This is a genomic window from Mycolicibacterium nivoides (genome assembly GCF_003855255.1).
Taxonomy (GTDB): Bacteria; Actinomycetota; Actinomycetes; order Mycobacteriales; family Mycobacteriaceae; genus Mycobacterium; species Mycobacterium nivoides.
On sequence record NZ_CP034072.1, the window covers coordinates 3,777,728 to 3,795,675 of the forward strand.

The following is a 17,948-nucleotide window of genomic DNA, read 5'->3' on the forward strand; positions in this document are numbered from 1 at the left end:
GGTCTTTCGCGATCCACACTTGCCCAACCTCGACATCGTCGGATAACTTGGACATGTGTCCAGCGATGCGGTGTCCGCAGTCACAGAACCAGCTCCGGAGCCAGACAAGGAGGCCCCGCGCAACCGCCGGCAGGAAGAGACCTTCCGCAAGGTCCTGACCGCCGGAACCGAGATGTTGCGGGAGTCCTCCTACGCCGATCTGACGGTGCGTGCGGTCGCCGCACGCGCCGGGGTCGCACCTGCCACGGCCTACACGTACTTCTCGTCGAAGAACCACCTGATCGCCGAGATGTACCTGGATCTGGTCAGCCGATGCCCGTACTTCACCGACGTGAACGACTCCAGGACCACCCGCGTCGACAAGGCACTACGCGCGCTGGCCCTGGTTGTCGCCGACGAACCCGAGGTGGCGGCCGCCTGCACCACAGCCCTGCTCGGCGGCGGCACCGATCCGGCGGTGCGCAAGGTGCGTGACCGCATCGGCGCCGAGATCCACAAGCGCATCCGATCGGCCGTCGGGCCGGATGCCGATTCCCGCATCGTCTCCGCCCTCGAGATGACGTTCTTCGGCGCGCTGGTCAATGCCGGCAGCGGCGCTTTCACCTACCACCAGATCGCCGACCGATTGACCTACGTCGTCGGACTCGTCCTGGGAGAGGACAAATGACCTTGAATGCAGTCGAGCTGATCTTCGACCCGTACGACTATGACTTCCACGAGGATCCGTACCCGTACTACAAGCGGTTGCGTGACGAGGCCCCGATCTATCACAACGAAGAGCTCAAGTTCTGGGCGCTGTCCCGGCACAAGGACGTGGTCGCCGGCTTCCGCAACAGCGTCACACTGTCCAACAAGCACGGTGTGTCCCTCGACCCGATCTCGCGCAACGACGAAGCACATCGCGTCATGTCGTTCCTGGCCCTCGACGATCCGGGCCACCTGCGGCTGCGCACGCTGGTGTCCAAGGGCTTCACCCCGCGGCGCATCCGCGAACTGGAGGGCCGGGTCACCGAGATCGCCCACCAGCATCTGGACGCGGCCCTGCAGAGCACCACTTTCGACTATGTCGACGACTTCGCGGGCAAGCTGCCGATGGACGTCATCTCCGAGCTCATGGGTGTACCCGACGAGGACCGGGTCCGGATCCGCGCGCTGGCCGACGGGGTCATGCACCGCGAGGACGGCGTCGCCGACGTGCCCGAATCGGCCATCGCGGCCTCGGGTGAGCTGCTGGTCTACTACGCCGACATGGTCAAACAGCGGCGCAAGCGGCTCACCGACGATCTGACCTCGGCACTTGTCGAGGCTGAGATCGACGGCGACCGGCTCACCGACGACGAGATCATGGCGTTCCTGTTCCTGATGGTGGTCGCAGGCAACGAGACCACCACCAAACTGCTTGCCAACGCTGCCTATTGGGGCCACAAGAACCCGGGCCAGCTGGCCCCGGTCTTCGACAACCACGACCTGGTCGTGCCGTGGGTCGAGGAGACCCTGCGCTATGACGCCTCCAGCCAGATCCTGGCCCGGCTGGTCACCGAGGACCTGACGTACTACGACACCACGGTCCCCGCGGGGGATGTGCTGGTGCTGCTGATCGGCTCGGCGAACCGCGACGAACGGGTCTTCGAGAATCCCGACGAGTACCGGATCGATCGCGAGATCGGTGCCAAACTGGTGAGTTTCGGCAGTGGTGCCCACTTCTGCCTCGGCGCGCACCTGGCGCGCATGGAGGCCCGGGTGGCACTGACCGAGTTGTTCAAGCGAATCCGCGGATACGAGGTCGACGAGGCCAACGCCGTCCGCGTCCACTCCAGCAGTGTCCGTGGATTCGCACATCTTCCGATTACCGTCCAGCTCCGCTGAAAGGCCGCTGCATGCCTCGTTTTGCCCCCCTACCTGACCGTCGTCCCGCCCTGGTCGCCGGTGCCTCCTCAGGCATCGGCGAGGCCACCGCGATCAGGCTCGCCGCCAACGGGTTTCCCGTCGCACTCGGCGCCCGCCGGGTGGAGAAGCTCCAGGAGATCGTGGAGAAGATCCGCGCCAACGGCGGCGAGGCCATCGCGGTGCACCTGGACGTGACCGACCCCGACTCGGTCAAGGCCGCTGTCGAGCAGACCACCTCTGAACTCGGCGAGATCGAGGTGCTGGTCGCCGGCGCCGGCGACACGTACTTCGGCAAGCTCGACTCGATCAGCACCGAGCAGTTCGAGTCCCAGATCCAGATCCACCTGGTTGGCGCCAACCGGGTGGCCACCGCCGTACTACCCGGGATGATCGAACGGCAGCGCGGCGACCTGATCTTCGTCGGATCCGATGTGGCACTGCGTCAGCGGCCGCACATGGGCGCCTACGGCGCCGCCAAGGCCGCCCTGGTGGCGATGGTGACCAACTACCAGATGGAGCTGGAAGGGACGGGAGTGCGCGCGTCGATCGTGCATCCCGGTCCGACCAAGACCTCGATGGGCTGGAGCCTGCCGGCCGAGCTGATCGGTCCAGCGCTCGAGGACTGGGCCAAGTGGGGCCAGGCGCGCCACGACTACTTCCTGCGCGCGGACGATCTCGCGCGGGCCATCACCTTTGTCGCCGAGACACCCCGCGGCGGCTTCATCGCAAACATGGAACTCCAGCCCGAGGCTCCGCTGGCCGATGTCAAGGACCGCCAGAAGCTCGCCCTGGGCGAAGAAGGGATGCCGGAGCAGTGACGATAACCAAGGAAGTACAGCGCGTCTCCGGTGGCGAGGAGGAGCACGGCCACCTCGAGGAGTTCCGCACCGATCCGATCGGGTTGATGTGGCGAATCCGCAACGAATGCGGCGACGCCGGCTGGTTTCAGCTCGCGGACAAGCAGGTGATCCTGCTGTCCGGCGCGGAGGCCAACGAGTTCTTCTTCCGTTCCACCGACAGCGAACTCAACCAGGCCGAGGCCTACCCGTTCATGACCCCGATCTTCGGTGAGGGCGTGGTGTTCGACGCCGACCCGGAGCGACGGGCCGAGATGCTGCACAACACCGCGTTACGCGGTGAGCAGATGAAGGGCCACGCGGCGACCATCGAGAACGAGGTCCGCCGCATGATCGAGAACTGGGGCGACAGCGGAGAGATCGATCTGCTGGAGTTCTTCGCCGAGCTGACCATCTACACCTCGACGGCCTGCCTGATCGGCCTCAAGTTCCGCAACCAGCTCGACTCCCGGTTCGCGAACTACTACCACCTGCTCGAGCGCGGGACCGATCCGCTCTGCTATGTCGACCCCTACCTGCCGATCGAGAGCTTCCGCATCCGCGACGAGGCCCGGGCCAACCTGGTCGAGTTGGTGCAGGAGGTCATGAACGGCCGGATCGCCAACCCGCCCACCGACAAGAGCGATCGTGACCTGCTCGACGTCCTGGTGTCGATCAAGGACGAGGAGGGCAATCCGCGATTCTCGGCCAACGAGGTGACCGGCATGTTCATCTCGCTGATGTTCGCCGGCCACCACACCAGCTCGGGCACCTCCAGCTGGACGCTGATCGAGCTGCTGCGCAATCCCGATTTCTACGCCAAGGTGCAGAACGAGCTCGACGAGCTCTATGCCGACGGTCAGGAGGTGAGTTTCCATGCGCTGCGCCAGATTCCGAACATTGACAACGCGCTCAAGGAGACCCTGCGCTTGCACCCGCCGCTGATCATCCTGATGCGCGTGGCCCAGGACGAGTTCGAGGTCGCGGGCCACCCGATCCACAAGGGCCAGATGGTGGCGGCCTCGCCGGCGATCTCCAACCGCATCCCCGAGGACTTTCCCAACCCGGACGCCTTCGACCCCGACCGCTATGTCAAGCCCCGCCAGGAGGATCTGGTCAACCGGTGGACCTGGATCCCGTTCGGCGCGGGCCGGCACCGCTGTGTCGGTGCGGCGTTCGCCCAGATGCAGATCAAGGCGATCTTCTCGGTGCTGTTGCGCGAGTACGAGTTCGAGATGGCACAGCCGCCCGAGACCTACCAGAACGACCACTCCAAGATGGTCGTGCAGTTGGCCCGGCCCGCCAAGGTCCGCTACCGCAAGCGCGTGAAGGACTGACCCCAAATGGGTTGCTACCGTGTCGAACTCGACGAGGACCTCTGCCAGGGCCACGCCATGTGCGAGCTGGAGGCGCCCGACGTCTTCCGGGTGCCCAAGCGTGGCGTCGTCGAGATCCTCGATTCCGAACCCCCCGACGAACTCCGCGATGCCGTGGAGATGGCCGTCGATATGTGTCCCACCCGCGCTCTATCCATCACAGAGAAGGAATGACAATGGCGTCAAGAGAAGAACTGGAAGCCTGGTCGGATCGCTGGCTGAAGGCCAACCAGGAGGCAGAGAAGGCCGGGGACTGGAAGCCGCTGGCCGACTTCTACACCGAAGATGCCACCTACGGCTGGAACATCGGCCCCAAGGAAGACGTGATGTGCGTCGGCCGCGACGAGATCCGCGACGTGGCACTCGGCCTGGAGATGGAAGGCCTGGAGAACTGGGTCTACGAGTACCAGCGGGTCCTGATCGACGAGAAGCAGAACGAGATCGTCGGGTTCTGGAAGCAGATCGCCAACAAGAGCGACGGCAGCAAGGACGAGATCTACGGCATCGGCGGTAGCTGGTTCCGGCTCAACGATCAGCTGCTCATCGAGTGGCAGCGGGATTTCTTCGACTTCGGCCATGTGCAGAAGGCGTTCCTGAAGCTCATCGAGTCCGGAGACCTCACCCCCACCATGCAGAAGCGCATCGAGCGTTCGCTGGCCGGCGACAAACTGCCCGGCTACTACCCGCTCGGCGAGGCTCCGGTCAAGATCTGGTAGTTCCCGGCCAAGCAGTTGCTTGGGGGTGGGTGTGACCCACGCAACTAATGGCTCTAGTCTGTGGTCAACGGCTCTAGTGGAAGGCACACGCGATGAAGACCAAAGGCGCTCTCATCTGGGAGTTCAACCAACCGTGGACGATCGAGGAGATCGAGATCGGTGACCCCGTCAAGGACGAGGTCAAGATTCAGATGGAAGCCTCGGGCATGTGCCATTCCGACCACCACCTGGTGACCGGCGACATCCCGATGGCAGGTTTCCCGGTGCTCGGCGGCCACGAAGGCGCCGGCATCGTGACCGAGGTGGGCCCGGGTGTCGACCACATCCAGCCCGGTGATCACGTCGTGCTGTCGTTCATCCCGTCCTGCGGTGAATGTCCGGCGTGTCAGGAAGGTCTGCGCAACCTGTGCGACCTCGGAGCGGGCCTGCTGGCCGGCACCGCGGTCTCCGATGGCACGCATCGCATCCACTCCGTCAAGAACGGTCAGCCCGTCATCCCGATGACCCTGCTGGGCACGTTCAGCCCGTACATGGTGGTCCACAAGAGCTCGGTCGTGAAGATCGATCCGTCGATCCCGTTCGAGGTGGCCTGCCTCGTGGGTTGCGGTGTCACCACCGGGTACGGCTCGGCCGTGCGCAGTGGCGACGTCCGCCCGGGCGATGACGTGGTCATCGTCGGCGTCGGCGGTGTCGGCACCGGTGCGCTCCAGGGTGCGCTGGCCGCCGGTGCGCGCAACGTCTTCGCGGTGGATCCCGTTGAGTTCAAACGGGACAACGCGCTCAAGTTCGGCGCCACCCACGCCTACCCGGACATCTTCTCCGCGATGGCCGGCGTCGCCGAGGTCACCCAGGGCCGCATGGCGCATAAGACGATCGTCACGGTCGGTGAGCTCAAGGGCGAGGACATCGACCACTACATGAACATCACCGCCAAGGGCGGCACCGTGGTGGCCACCGCGGTCGCCAACATGGCCAGCAACGACGTGAAGCTCAACCTGTCGATGCTGACGCTGCTGCAGAAGCGCCTGCAGGGCACCATCTTCGGTGGCGGCAACCCGCACCACGACATCCCGCAGCTGCTGAGCATGTACAAGGCCGGCCGGCTGAACCTGGACGACATGGTCACCCGGCAGTACAAGCTCGAGCAGATCAACGACGGCTACGCCGACATGCTCGAGGGTCGCAACATCCGCGGCGTCATCCGCTACACGGATGCCGATCGGTAACCACTCTGCGTTTTGTGGAGCCGCAGCCGTACCGAGAACGGCTGCGGCTCCACAACTCACGGGTAGGGAAGGAACACATGACCGAGACATCCACTGAGACACCCGTCGTCGTCGCATCCCGGTCGTCGTGGAAATGCGTGCAATCCGGTGACCGCGAGGGCTGGCTGGCCCTCATGGCCGACGACATCCTCGTCGAGGACCCGATCGGTGAGGCCGTCACCAACCCCGACGGCACCGGGGTTCGGGGCAAGGAAGCCCTCGGCGCCTTCTACGACGCCAACATCGGGCCCAACGAGCTGACCGTCACGTGCGAGGAGACGTTCCCGTCCAGCTCGCCGAACGAGATCGCCTACATCCTGGTGCTGCGCACCAAGTTCCCCAACGGGTTCACCGCCACCGTGCGTGGCGTCTTCACCTACAAGGTGAACGACGAAGGGCTGATCACCAACCTGCGCGGCTACTGGAACCTGGAAGCCATGGTCTTCGCGCAGGAAGACGAGAACTGACCGGCGGAGCGCTTGCCGGCCGCGGCGCGATCGTGGTCGGCGGCACCCGCGGCATCGGCCTGGCGGTTGCCGAACTCCTGTCCGCCCAGGGTGCGGGTGTGGTGGTCAACGGACGCGATGCCGACGCCGCACACGCTGCCGCACAGCGGATTTCCGGTGTCCCCCACGCCGGTTCGCCCGCCGATCCGAAGGTGGCCGACGCGCTCGTCGACACGTGTGTGGCCGAGTTCGGCCGCGTCGACATCCTGGTCAACTGTGCCGGTACCGCCGAACCGGCCGGGTCATCAATTCTGAATGTAACCAGTGCCGAATTTCACGAGCTGCTCGACTCCCATCTGGGCACGGTGTTCGAGACCTGTCGTGCGGTCGCACCGAAGATGGTGGCCCAAGGGGGCGGCACCATCGTCAACACCAGTTCCTTCGCCTTCCTCGGCGACTACGGAGGCAGCGGCTATCCGGCCGGCAAGGGTGCCGTCAACGGATTGACCCTGGCCATCGCCGCCGAGCTCAAAGAACACGGAGTGCGGGCCAACGTGGTGTGCCCGGGCGCCCGCACCCGGCTGTCCACCGGATCGGATTACGAGCAGCACATCAGCGAACTCAACCGGCGCGGGCTGCTCGACGACGTCAGCATGCAGGGCGCGCTGGACGCCGCGCCGCCGGAGTACGTGGCGCCGACCTACGCCTACCTGGTCAGCGATGCCGCGCAGGACATCACCGGGCGCATCTTCATCGCCGCGGGCGGGTTCATCGGCGAATTCGCCCGGCCCTCAACAGGTTTCATCGGATACCGCGACCACAACAGCACGCCGCCGTGGACGGTCGACGAACTGCGCGAGATCATCTCCGGGGCGTAGCCCGGGTTCAGGACGCCGCGCGCTCGCGCTTGGCGGCCTCGCGAGCCAGCAGCCGATCACGCTGCTCCTCGAACTTGACCACCTTCGTCTGCAGGTCTTCCAGGAACGCGGCCAGCTGGTCGCGCCGGGCCTCACCGACGGCACTGAAGTCGTTGCGTTCGAAGATCTGCCACTTGCGCAGGTTCGGCATGACCACTTCTTCGAGGTGCTGGCGCAGGTCGTAGATCCCGTGCTTGGCCATCAGCACACCGTTGCGGCGGAAGTCCGGCATCCCCTGACCCGGCATCCGGAAGTTCTCGACGACGGCGCCGACAGCGTCCAGGGCTTGGTCGGGCGAGAGATCGAGGGCGGCCTCGCACATGTTCCGGTAGAAGATCATGTGCAGGTTCTCGTCCGCGGCGATGCGTTGCAGGAGCCGGTCGGCGATCGGATCGTCGCAGACCCTGCCGGTGTTGCGGTGGCTGACCCGGGTGGCCAACTCCTGGAAGGTCACATACGCGACCGACATCAGGAATTCGGAGTTGTGCATCGCCCGCTCTTCGTCGGTCGACGTGAAGCCGTTGGTCACATGCTCCATGCGGGCCTGCTCCAGCGCGACGAGATCCACACCGCGGGTGACCACCAGATAGTCCCTGATCGCGATGCCGTGCCGGTTCTCCTCGGCGGTCCAGCGGTTGACCCAGGCTCCCCAGGGGCCGTCCTGGGAGAAGCTCCCGGCGGCTTCACGGTGATACGAGGGCAGGTTGTCCTCGGTCAGCAGGTTGGTGATCATCGCTGCCCGGGCCACGTCGCTCAGCTGCGATTGCTCAGGATCCCAGTCCCGGCCCCCGGCGGCGGCGAAGTTGCTGCCGGACTCCCACGGGATGTAGTCGTGCGGGTACCAATCCTTGGTGGTGGCCAGATGCCGATTGAGGTTTTGCTCGGCTATCTGCTCCAGTTCAGCCTGCAAGACCGTATCGGTCAGCTCCTGCTGCATGAATCCCCTTAACGCCGATGTACAACCACATCGGACTGGTTAAAATCCCCCACCCCGCCCAGCAAAGATAGAGCACGATGGGCCGTCCCGACGACTCCACAGTCCGCGCCGAACTCTCAATCGGCCCGATTCGGGCGCTCACTATGCTTCTCACCATGGCGTCCGTCTTCACAAAGATCATCAACGGAGAACTGCCCGGGCGATTCGTCTACGAAGACGATGAGATCGTCGCGTTCCTGACCATCGCACCGATGACACAGGGCCACACGCTCGTCGTTCCCCGGGCTGAGATCGACAACTGGCAGGACGTCGAACCCGCGGTGTTCGGCCGGGTGATGGAGGTGTCACAGCTCATCGGCAAGGCTGTGTGCCAGGCCTTCGGCGCGCAACGTGCCGGCGTGATCATCGCCGGCCTCGAGGTGCCGCACCTGCATGTGCACGTGTTCCCCGCCTACAACCTCGCCGACTTCGGTTTCGCCCACGTTGATCACAACCCGTCGGCCGAATCCCTCGACGCCGCACAGGCGAAGATCAAAGCCGCGCTGGCAGATCTGCAATCCTCGGCAAGCTGACCGTGAACCGGCAGCCCTGACCGGGCGCAGTGGTGACCCGGACCGTGCCGCCGTGGGCCAGCACCAGGGAATGCACGATCGACAGGCCCAGTCCGGTACCGCCGCTCGCGCGGGTGCGTGAGGTATCCGCGCGGTAGAACCGTTCGAACACCCGCCGCGCGTCGTCCTGGCTCATGCCGGGGCCTTCGTCACACACCTCGATGATGGCGTGGTCGTCGTCGGTGCCGACCCGCACCGTGATCCCGGCGGTTTCGGGAGTGTGCTGCACCGCGTTGGCGACCAGGTTGCTCAGCACCTGGCGCAACCGGGCCTCGTCGCCGAGCACCTCCGGGGTCCCGGGTCCGTCGAACACCTCCATCCGCACCCGCCGGCTCGGGGCGATCGACTGCGTGTCGTGCACGGCGTCGGTGGCCAGGGTCAACAGATCGACCCGATGCTGATCCAGCGGCCGCTGCGCGTCGAGTCGGGCCAGCAGCAGCAGATCCTCGACCAGCAGGCCCATCCGCCGGGACTCGCTTTCGATCCGGCCCATCAGCATCTCGACGTCGCGGGCGGCTCCCTGGCGGTACAGCTCGGCGAATCCACGGATCGTTGTGAGCGGGGTGCGCAGCTCGTGGCTGGCGTCGGTGATGAACCGGCGCATCCGTTCCTCCGAGGTGCGCGCCTGCTCTGCGGAGGCGTCCGACGACGCCACCGCCCGCTGGATCTGCGCGAGCATTCCGTTGAGCGCCGACGACAACCGTCCCACCTCGGTGCGCGGATCCCGTTCGGGGACACGGCGATCCAACTGGCCGGCGGCGATGGCCGCAGCCGTGCGTTCCACCTCGACCAGCGGGCGCAGGCTGCGGTGCACGACCGCGTAGCCGACGATGCCGAGGACCACCAGCACCACCGTGCCGATGCCGACCTGGGACCAGATCAACGCGCGCACCGATGACTGCACGTCGGACAGGTCGATCGCGACGGTGGTGAGTTCACCGTTGGGACCCTCGACGGTCATGGCCCGCCACTGCACGTCGGAATCGCCGACGGATTTGACGGTCACCGGCACCGGACCGACGTTGTTGTCGTCGGGCAGTGCGGGTTCGGCCTCGCGGTCGTTGATCGCGATCCAGGTCCGGCCGTCCTGATCGACGCCGCGGACATAGAAGTTCGACGGCGGGCGTGCCGGGTTCGGCCCCTCCAGGGGCGTCGAGGGCAGTTGGCGCGGTTCCTGCGCCCAGCTGTCCGAAGCGTCCAGCAGCGTCTGATCGATGCGGCTGATCTCCGTGTGCCGCATGATCGAGGTCACCGCGACACCGGAGGCGAGCAGCCCGCACGCCACCAGAACCAGCGCGGCGGCCACCAGGCCCACGCGCAGCGGCACACCGCGCCGCTCTACCCGGTCAAACACCTCAAAAGTATGCCGCCGACGGACGGACCTCAGCGTGGCTCACGCAAAACGTAGCCAACGCCGCGCAGCGTGTGCAGCAGGCGCTTGTCGCCGGTGTCGATCTTGCGGCGCAGGTAGGACACGTAGGACTCGACGACATTGACGTCGCCGCCGAAGTCGTAGCGCCAGACGTGGTCGAGGATCTTGGGCTTCGACAGCACCGTGCCCGCGTTGATGATGAAGTAGCGCAGCAGGGTGAACTCGGTCGGTGACAGCGAGACCGGCTCGCCCGCCTTCCACACCTCGTGCGTGTCCTCGTCGAGCTCGATGTCGGCGAAGCACAGCTTGGCGCTGCGCGGTTCCTCGACGCCTCGGCCGGATCGGCGCAGGATGACCCGCAGCCGGGCCACCACCTCCTCGAGGCTGAACGGCTTGGTCACGTAGTCGTCGCCGCCCAGGGTGAGCCCGGCGATCTTGTCCTGAAGGCTGTCGCGCGCGGTGAGGAACAGCGCGGGCGCGTCGATGCCGTCGGCGCGCAGCCGGCGCAGCAGCCCGAAGCCGTCCATGCCGGGCATCATCACGTCGAGGATCACGGCGTCGGGCCGCACTTCCCTGGCCTTGTCCAGGGCACCGGCGCCGTTCGACGCGGTGTGGACTTCGAAACCCTGGAACTTCAAGCTGACAGACAGCAGCTCCACGATGTTGGCCTCGTCGTCGACGACGAGGATCCGGGCTTCGGGGACGCTCTCAGGAACTGCTGGCATGGCCATTCCCTGATGTTGATGGTGCCTCTTGAACTCAACCTGCATGCACGCTGTGCACTTCCTGTGAGTTTAGCTGTGACGCGGGTAACTACACTGACGCCCATGAACCTCGGCAAGACGCTGGTCCAGGTTGCTACCGCGCCCGTACGAATCGGGCTGGCCGTGGCCGACGCCGGACTCGGCATCGCCAACGAGACGCTCAACGCGCTGCAGCGCGGCATCACCGACTCCAACCCACTCAACGGCAGGTCATCGATGGCCTCGCTGCTCGGCATCGACGATGCGGTGGAGCGCGCGAACCGGTTGGCACGGCTGCTGGACGACGACGCGCCGCTCGGTCGGGCACTGGCGCCCGACGGGCCGATCAACCGTTTGCTGCGGCCGGGCGGTCTCGTCGATCAGCTGACCGCTAAGGGCGGCCTGCTGGACCGGCTGACCGCGGACAACGGCGCTGTGGCCCGGGCGGTGGCCCCCGGCGGCCTGGTGGATCAGGTAACCCTGGAGGGCGGCCTGCTGGACCGGCTGACCACCGAGGATGGCGCGGTGTCCCGGGTGATCGCGCCGGGCGGGCTCGCCGACCAGCTGCTGGCCAACGACGGACTGTTCGAGCGGGTGCTGCGCGAGGACGGAGTGGCCGATCGCCTGCTCGCCGAGGGCGGCCTGCTCGACACCCTGACCGATCCCGACGGCCCGCTGCTCAAGCTCGCCGATGTCGCCGACACCCTGAATCGCCTGGCGCCCGGGCTGGAAGCCCTGGCCCCCACCATCGACGCGCTGCACGACGCGGTCATCACGCTGAGCCAGGTGGTCAACCCGCTCAGCAACATCGCCGACCGCATCCCGCTGCCGCGCCGTTCGTCCCGGCGGACCTCCCCGCGGCCGGTCGCCTCGCAGCGAATTATCGACGCTGACGAGTGACCCGCTAAACTAGGCGGCGTTCGACCCGCCTCCGTAGCTCAGTGGTAGAGCGCCCGCCTTGTAAGCGGAAGGCCGTCAGTTCAATCCTGACCGGGGGCTCCATATGCACCGATGGCTGTCGGTGCATGTCAGTAGCTTCCTCACATGAGGTTCTGTCGCGCTGCGGTTCACAACTGGAGAAGCGCAGTCAGAAGGTCTACTGCAGTAATGCATGTCAGGGCTCGGCCCGCCGGAAGGCCAGCACAAAACGTTGGCTCGAATCCGGCGAGGCTTACGTTACTTCTCTACACAGTCACTACATCCGGCTTTATCTCACCGAAGCTCAATCCGGCTGTTGTGCGATCTGCGGCGCGGCCAGCACCTGGCAGGACCTCCCGCTCGTCTTGGTGTTGGACCACATCGACGGCAACCCGACAAACAACCGACGCGAAAATCTGCGCCTGGTCTGCCCGAACTGCGACTCCCAGCTGCCGACGTACAAGAGCCGCAACCGTGGCAACGGTCGCTTCTATCGCCGAGAGCGCTACGCCAACGGGCAGTCGTTCTAGCGGTCACGTCTCGTCGGCGATGTTCTCGTGACTCTCGTGCAGTCCCGGCCCCTCGGGATCCTCACCCCGACGGTCGAACTCGTCCTGCAGCTCCTCTTGCCCCTCAGTCACCTCGCGGGCGTCTTTCGGTATCGGCCGGCCACCGTCACGTCGATCCATGGCCCGTTGAGTCACCCGGATCGGCCGCGGCTAAACACCTAGACCCGGGTGGTCAGCTTTCGCAGGGTTTGGTACTCGGCATCGCGATAGGGCCGCCCATCGGGTTGCAGCAGATCGCTGAACCACACGTTCGGAACCTTGGTGTAGGGCTTGTCCCACGAATCCCACGGGAAATAGGTCTGGGTCTTGCCTGCCACCAGCCCCCAGCTGTAAGCACCGACGTTGTGCCGCTTGGCAACCGGGAGCACGCCTTCGACCGTGCTGCCCTGATCCCGGGCCAGGTACTCGGTGCACAGCATCGGCCGGCCCAGCGGGGCGAGCTCGGCGATGCGGGCCTCGAATTCGTCGGGGCCCGCGTAGGAGTGGAAGGAGATGACGTCGGAGTTGTCGAGCTGGAAACTGTCCATGGCACTTCGGCTGCCGCGATCCCAGCTGCCCTGCCACACACCACTGGTCAAGGGCTGCACGGGATTCACCGAACGCGCCCAGCCGAACACCTGCGGCAGCAGTCCTCCGACGGCGTCGATCTTGTCCTTGCGTTCGACCTTGCGGTACTGCTTGGCAGGGTTGTCGGGCTCGTTCCACAGGTCCCAGCCCAGGACCCGGTTGTCGTTGCGGAACTGGCTCATCACCCCGACGACGTAGTCACGCAGCACGGGGCGGTAGCGGGGGTCGTCGATGCGTTGCGCTCCCGGGCTCTGCACCCAGCCCGAGTTGTGCACGCCCGGCGTCGGGGCCCGCTGCGCCCCCAGCTGCGGATGCGGATCCCAGCACGAGTCGAAGAAGACGAACAGCGGCTTGATGCCCTGACGCGCCGCGATCCCGACGAATTGGGCCAGCCTGCTTTGGAATCCGGCACGGTCCTGGGCCCACAGCAGATCGTGCAGGAACACCCGGACGGTGTTGAACCCGAGTAGCCGGCACGCCCCCAGTTCGCTGTCGATGCGTCGCGCATCGTAGGTACCCGGCGAGAACATCTCGATCTGGTTGATGGCGTTCGACGTGATGAAGTTCGTACCGACCAGCCAGCCCTGGGCCTGGTACCACGCGTTGGCGCGCTCGACCGGCCACTGGCCCGCCGCTGCGCCCGCACGCGGGATCACGGGAAGAGGAGCCAGTACCTGAGGTAGAGCCGCTGCTGCTGCCAGTACCAGCGGGATCTTGAGGGCCGTTCGACGGTGCACTTAGTGAACATAGTGGCGCCCAGCAAAGACCCCGGGGTCACGTATCACATTGCAACCATTGAGGTTTCATATCGTTATCTACTCGGCACCCTCAGAGCCGGCCCACCGTGAAATCGGCGGCCTGGCCAGGCATGCCGTTGAACACGTACGCGGTGTGCGCGAAGTTGGGTACCCCGGCGGGTGTTCCGTCGCAGATGGTGTCACCGGGTTCGCACAACTCGATGGTCTTGTCCTTGTATCGCGGGCCGATCACCATCGCCGGTGCGCCGATATCGCGAATGAACTCATTGGACGGCGTTCCGAGCAGCACCACCGACGCCACGTGGTCGGCGATCTCGGGCGCCATGGGTTCGGGGATGTACTGCTTGTATTCGGGCGGTATCCCGTCGGGGACAGTGGCCGCCGTGGCGTAGGCCGCTACCGCGGCGCCCTGGGAGTAGCCACCCAGCACCATCTTGGTCTTGGGGCAGTCCTTGGCGGTCGCCTCGATGTGGTCGGTCGCATTCCGGATGCCGTCGACGACCGTCCTGGCGAACTCGATCCGGTCACCGAAGTTCCCACTGGCCGGGTAGTTCACCGGGTACACCTCGACCGAACGTTCCCCGGCACGCGCACGCAGCGCGTCGACGAAGGACTGTCCCGGTCCGCCGACCCCTGGCGGCTCGTAGGTGCCGCGAGCGAACACCACCTCGACATCCGGACACGGCTGCGCGGTCGCGGCCGGCGCGGGTGCGATCGGTATGGCGCAGGCGGCTATCAGCACCGCGCCCTGGGTGAGCTTGAGGACGTTCATATGCACTCCACGTCTGACGGACCGTGTTGAACGTTTTCAGTTCCCCATGCTGACACATCCGAAACCTGGATGACAGGGCCCGAAGATATTGCCGGGAGCTATCCCAGCGGTACGTCCAGGTAGGGCCGAGGATCGGCCGCGCCCGGACCGTCGAAGTGCCACCACTCCCCCGAGTACACGGTCAGCCCGCCGGCCTTCATGGCCTCGCGCAGCCGGGCCCGGTTGGCCTGGGCGGCAGGACTGACCCCGTCCGTCGCGTAGGCCAGGCTGCGCGGGGTGAAGTCGTCGAATCCGGTGCCCATATCCGCTCCCGCGATCGTCACATCCACCGATCGGCCGGCCTCGTGGCTGCGCGCATACGCGGACGGCCGGGCCACCCAGTTGGGGTTGGACACCACCTCGAACATCTTGACCTGCACCTCGTGCGGCCGATAGCAGTCCCAGAACACCAGCGTCTGCGGGCGCAGCGCGGCCGCGGCGGCCGCCAACCCGGGGGCCATCGACTCGTGCACCAGGCACGGCGCCCCCGGCGGATAGAGGCGTTGGCCGACGAAGTTGTCGCTGGTCGCGTACCGCAGGTCGATCACCGCGTCGGGGACGACCGAGCGCACGTCGACCAACCCGGCTTCAGCCGCCGGCCTGGCGGATGCGGCGGGCGCCCAGGCGGCAGGCGCCGCGAAGCCGAGCGCCGTCAGTGCCGTTGCCAGCAGCAGCCGCATTCCCGCGGAAATGACACTCTCTTCTTCAGGCATATCGCTTTCCGGTGTACGATAATCACACTCTTGATTCAGCGTCGGAGCCTCCGACGGCCACTGGGTTATGCGCATAAGTACTGCGCATACGTGAACCGACGGATTGGAGCGATCCTATGGCGTCAGCCGTACCGGAGACCGTCGCAACCCGCTACGCCGGCAGGCGGGTCGAGCGGGTCGAGGACACCCGCCTGCTCACCGGGCGCGGCACATACGTCGACGACATCACGCGGCCGGGCATGCTGCACGCCTGCTTCGTCCGCAGCCCCTATGCACGCGCGAAGTTCACCGGTATCGATGCCGCCGCGGCCCGGGCGCTGCCCGGCGTGCACGCGGTGCTCACCGCCGCCGACCTCAACCCCGAGGTCAAGGAGGCCTGGCACGCCGTCGCGGGCAAGGACGTCCCCGACACCCCGCGGCCACCGCTGGCCGAGGGTGAGGTGAAGTTCGTCGGCGATCCGGTGGCGCTCGTCATCGCCGAGAGCCGCTACATCGCCGAGGATGCGGCCGACCTGGTCGACGTCGACTACGAGCCGCTGCCCGCGATCGCCGATTTCCGTCAGGCACTGACCTCCGAGGTGTGCGTCCACGAGGCCTTCCCGGACAACAATGCCGGCGGGATGGCCGGCATGCCGCCCGACGAAGAGGTCTTCGGCTCCGCGGCGCATGTGGTGAAGGAACACATCTACCAGCAGATGCACGTTCCGGTGCCGATCGAGACGCGTGGCATGGTCGCGGAATGGGCGGCCACGGGTACCGCCGCGGGCGAGTTGACCATCTGGGCCTCCACCCAGACCCCGCACGAACTCAGGGCGTTCGCGGCCCGCCTGCTCGGAATCCCTGCTCAGCACGTGCGGGTCATCATGCGCGACACCGGCGGCGGATTCGGCCAGAAGGTCGTGCCGATGCGTGAGGACATGTGCATCATGCTGGCCGCACGCAAGGTTTCCACCGCGACGTCGAACGCGCGATCAGGCACCGCGCTGAAGTGGATCGAGGACCGCCGCGAGAACCTGATGTCGGCAGGTCAGTCCCGCCACGTCGACGGCGACGTGCGCATGGCATTCGACGACGATGGCGCCATCCTGGCTGCCGACATCGACTTCATCCAGGACGTGGGTTCGTACCCGACCCCGTATCCGGTGCTGACCACCGCCGCCATCGGCATGTTCTTTCCCGGACCGTACCGGGTTCCCAAGGCGAGCTTCAGCTACAAGACCGTGTTCTCCAACACCGCGGGCCTGCATGCTTACCGCGGACCGTGGCAGTACGAAACCCTCACCCGCGAAATACTTCTCGACATCGCCGCGCGGAAGATGGGCATGGATCCCGTCGAGCTGCGGCGCAAGAATCTGCTGCGCCGCGACGAGATGCCGTACTTCAACCCCAACGGCATGCCCTATGACCACGTCGCCCCGATCGAGACTTTCGAGCAGGCGGTGAAGATCCTCGACCACGAGGGCTTCCGCAAGGAGCAGGCCGAGGCACTGGCCCAGGGCCGCTATCTCGGACTGGGTTTCTCCGCCTATATCGAGCCGACCGGCGCCGCCACCGGCCACCTGGCCAGCGAGGGCTGCACGATCCGGATGGAGCCGACCGGCAAGATCAACGTGTACGTCAATGGCGGATCCACCGGAAACAGCCTGGAAACCACCGTCATTCAGCTCACCGCCGATGCTCTGGGCGCCGACATCGACGATGTCGCCACCATCCAGGGCGATACCGCGGTGACGCCGTACGGTGCAGGCACCCAGGGCAGCCGCAGTGCCCCGATGACGGCGGGTGCGGTCAACGAGGCCGGCACCATCCTGCGCAACCAGCTTGTCGCGATGGCCGCGGCCCGACTCGGGGTCGAGGAGTCCGAGATCGAGCTCGGCGGATCGAAAGCGCTCGTGCGCAGCGATCCCGAGAAGAGCGTGAGCTTCGCCGATCTGGCCTTCCGCGCGCACTACGAGCCGCAGATGCTGCCGCCGGGCATGTCGGCGAACCTGGAGGCCACCGCCCGCTACACCGCGCCGCCGACCGCCCCGATCCATTGGGCCAACGCCACCCACGCCTGCACGTGCGAGGTCGATGTGGTGACCGGACACGTCACCCTCACCCGCTACATCGTCAGCGAGGATGTCGGCCCGATGATCAACCCCAACGTGGTCGAGGGCCAGATCGCCGGGGGCACCGTCCAGGGCATCGGCGGTGCGCTGCTGGAGAAGCTGTCCTACGACGACGCCGGAAACCCATTGTCCTCGACATTTGTCGACTATCTGCTGCCCACCGCCACCGAGGTCCCGACGATCGAGTACGGCCACGTCGAGATCCCCGGTCCCGGCGTCGGCGGCTACAAGGGCGCGGGTGAGGGCGGCGCCATCGGCTCGACGCCCGCGGTCATCAACGCCGTCAACGACGCGTTGGCCCCGCTCGGCGTCACCTTGACCACGCTGCCCGCCAGCCCGGCAGCCATCGTCGAAGCCATCGAGCAGGCGCAGGAACCCCGCTCGTAGAAACCATT

At 66.2% G+C, this 17,948-nt stretch carries 20 protein-coding genes and 1 tRNA gene; 14 read left to right on the forward strand and 7 right to left on the reverse strand.

Translation table 11 applies throughout. The annotated features are described in order from the left end of the window. Positions 1–55 precede the first annotated feature (55 nt). From EH231_RS18575 to EH231_RS18615, 9 genes are all read left to right on the forward strand, one after another. The gene (locus EH231_RS18575) at positions 56–667 is read left to right on the forward strand and encodes a TetR family transcriptional regulator (protein ID WP_090426540.1); all 612 of its coding nucleotides are present in this window, start codon (positions 56–58) and stop codon (positions 665–667) included. Continuing rightward, on the forward strand, positions 664–1,866 hold the full coding sequence (locus EH231_RS18580; RefSeq protein ID WP_124713041.1) for a cytochrome P450: 1,203 nt from the start codon (positions 664–666) through the stop codon (positions 1,864–1,866). Before EH231_RS18575 ends, EH231_RS18580 begins: the two co-directional genes overlap by 4 nt. An 11-nt stretch (positions 1,867–1,877) precedes the next feature. Further along, complete coding sequence (locus EH231_RS18585; protein WP_090426535.1) at positions 1,878–2,705, forward strand: SDR family oxidoreductase; 828 nt, start codon at positions 1,878–1,880, stop codon at positions 2,703–2,705. Then, positions 2,702–4,060 carry a lanosterol 14-alpha demethylase gene (locus EH231_RS18590; RefSeq protein WP_090426514.1) on the forward strand — a complete coding sequence of 453 codons (1,359 nt, stop codon included), beginning with the start codon at positions 2,702–2,704 and terminating at the stop codon, positions 4,058–4,060. The genes EH231_RS18585 and EH231_RS18590 overlap by 4 nt, the downstream gene beginning before the upstream one ends. A gap of 6 nt (positions 4,061–4,066) precedes the next feature. Further along, complete coding sequence (locus tag EH231_RS18595; RefSeq protein ID WP_044520550.1) at positions 4,067–4,273, forward strand: ferredoxin Fdx; 207 nt, start codon at positions 4,067–4,069, stop codon at positions 4,271–4,273. Positions 4,274–4,275: 2 nt separating this feature from the next. Beyond that, entirely contained in the window at positions 4,276–4,815 is a 540-nt protein-coding gene (locus EH231_RS18600) for a nuclear transport factor 2 family protein (RefSeq protein WP_090426511.1), read from the forward strand. 92 nt (positions 4,816–4,907) lie between these two features. Next, a complete protein-coding gene (locus EH231_RS18605; RefSeq protein WP_044520554.1) occupies positions 4,908–6,041 on the forward strand; it encodes an NDMA-dependent alcohol dehydrogenase in 1,134 nt (377 codons plus the stop codon). A gap of 77 nt (positions 6,042–6,118) precedes the next feature. After that, on the forward strand, positions 6,119–6,547 hold the full coding sequence (locus EH231_RS18610; RefSeq protein WP_090428674.1) for a nuclear transport factor 2 family protein: 429 nt from the start codon (positions 6,119–6,121) through the stop codon (positions 6,545–6,547). A 29-nt stretch (positions 6,548–6,576) separates the two neighbouring features. Beyond that, positions 6,577–7,404 carry an SDR family NAD(P)-dependent oxidoreductase gene (locus tag EH231_RS18615; RefSeq protein WP_090428671.1) on the forward strand — a complete coding sequence of 276 codons (828 nt, stop codon included), beginning with the start codon at positions 6,577–6,579 and terminating at the stop codon, positions 7,402–7,404. Between the two features lie 7 nt (positions 7,405–7,411). Here EH231_RS18615 and EH231_RS18620 read toward each other — a convergent pair whose 3' ends face one another. Continuing rightward, positions 7,412–8,380, reverse strand: coding sequence for an acyl-ACP desaturase (locus EH231_RS18620; RefSeq protein WP_090426509.1), 969 nt, complete (start codon positions 8,378–8,380; stop codon positions 7,412–7,414). A 155-nt stretch (positions 8,381–8,535) separates the two neighbouring features. Here EH231_RS18620 and EH231_RS18625 point away from each other — a divergent pair, with 155 nt between their 5' ends. Continuing rightward, positions 8,536–8,952 (forward strand): HIT family protein, encoded by a 417-nt coding sequence (locus EH231_RS18625; RefSeq protein WP_164480943.1) that lies wholly within the window; start codon positions 8,536–8,538, stop codon positions 8,950–8,952. Here EH231_RS18625 and EH231_RS18630 read toward each other — a convergent pair. Together EH231_RS18630 and EH231_RS18635 are read right to left on the reverse strand one after the other, a co-directional pair. After that, positions 8,912–10,345, reverse strand: coding sequence for a sensor histidine kinase (locus EH231_RS18630; protein WP_090426504.1), 1,434 nt, complete (start codon positions 10,343–10,345; stop codon positions 8,912–8,914). The two genes, EH231_RS18625 and EH231_RS18630, sit on opposite strands and share 41 nt — an antisense overlap. A gap of 29 nt (positions 10,346–10,374) precedes the next feature. After that, the gene (locus EH231_RS18635; protein ID WP_044520559.1) at positions 10,375–11,094 is read right to left on the reverse strand and encodes a response regulator transcription factor; all 720 of its coding nucleotides are present in this window, start codon (positions 11,092–11,094) and stop codon (positions 10,375–10,377) included. A 96-nt stretch (positions 11,095–11,190) separates the two neighbouring features. Here EH231_RS18635 and EH231_RS18640 point away from each other — a divergent pair, with 96 nt between their 5' ends. The 3 genes from EH231_RS18640 (at position 11,191) to EH231_RS18650 (ending at position 12,554) form a co-directional block, all read left to right on the forward strand. After that, on the forward strand, positions 11,191–12,006 hold the full coding sequence (locus EH231_RS18640) for a hypothetical protein (RefSeq protein WP_124713043.1): 816 nt from the start codon (positions 11,191–11,193) through the stop codon (positions 12,004–12,006). Between the two features lie 27 nt (positions 12,007–12,033). After that, positions 12,034–12,108, forward strand: a tRNA-Thr gene (locus EH231_RS18645). Between the two features lie 23 nt (positions 12,109–12,131). Then, entirely contained in the window at positions 12,132–12,554 is a 423-nt protein-coding gene (locus EH231_RS18650; RefSeq protein WP_124713044.1) for an HNH endonuclease, read from the forward strand. Positions 12,555–12,557: 3 nt separating this feature from the next. Here the strand turns inward: EH231_RS18650 and EH231_RS18655 are convergent, their stop codons facing one another. The 4 genes from EH231_RS18655 to EH231_RS18670 all read right to left on the reverse strand — a co-directional run bounded on the left by EH231_RS18655 (position 12,558) and on the right by EH231_RS18670 (position 15,409). Next, a complete protein-coding gene (locus EH231_RS18655; protein WP_124713045.1) occupies positions 12,558–12,713 on the reverse strand; it encodes a hypothetical protein in 156 nt (51 codons plus the stop codon). Positions 12,714–12,751: 38 nt separating this feature from the next. Beyond that, positions 12,752–13,897, reverse strand: a complete 1,146-nt coding sequence (locus tag EH231_RS18660; protein WP_164480944.1) for a glycoside hydrolase 5 family protein — start codon at positions 13,895–13,897, stop codon at positions 12,752–12,754. Positions 13,898–13,988: 91 nt separating this feature from the next. Then, positions 13,989–14,690, reverse strand: coding sequence for a cutinase family protein (locus EH231_RS18665; protein WP_090426488.1), 702 nt, complete (start codon positions 14,688–14,690; stop codon positions 13,989–13,991). 98 nt (positions 14,691–14,788) lie between these two features. After that, entirely contained in the window at positions 14,789–15,409 is a 621-nt protein-coding gene (locus EH231_RS18670) for a M15 family metallopeptidase (RefSeq protein WP_124714315.1), read from the reverse strand. A 149-nt stretch (positions 15,410–15,558) separates the two neighbouring features. On the opposite strand from EH231_RS18670, the gene EH231_RS18675 reads away from it, so the two are divergent. Further along, on the forward strand, positions 15,559–17,940 hold the full coding sequence (locus EH231_RS18675) for a xanthine dehydrogenase family protein molybdopterin-binding subunit (protein ID WP_090426483.1): 2,382 nt from the start codon (positions 15,559–15,561) through the stop codon (positions 17,938–17,940). Positions 17,941–17,948: the final 8 nt, after the last annotated feature.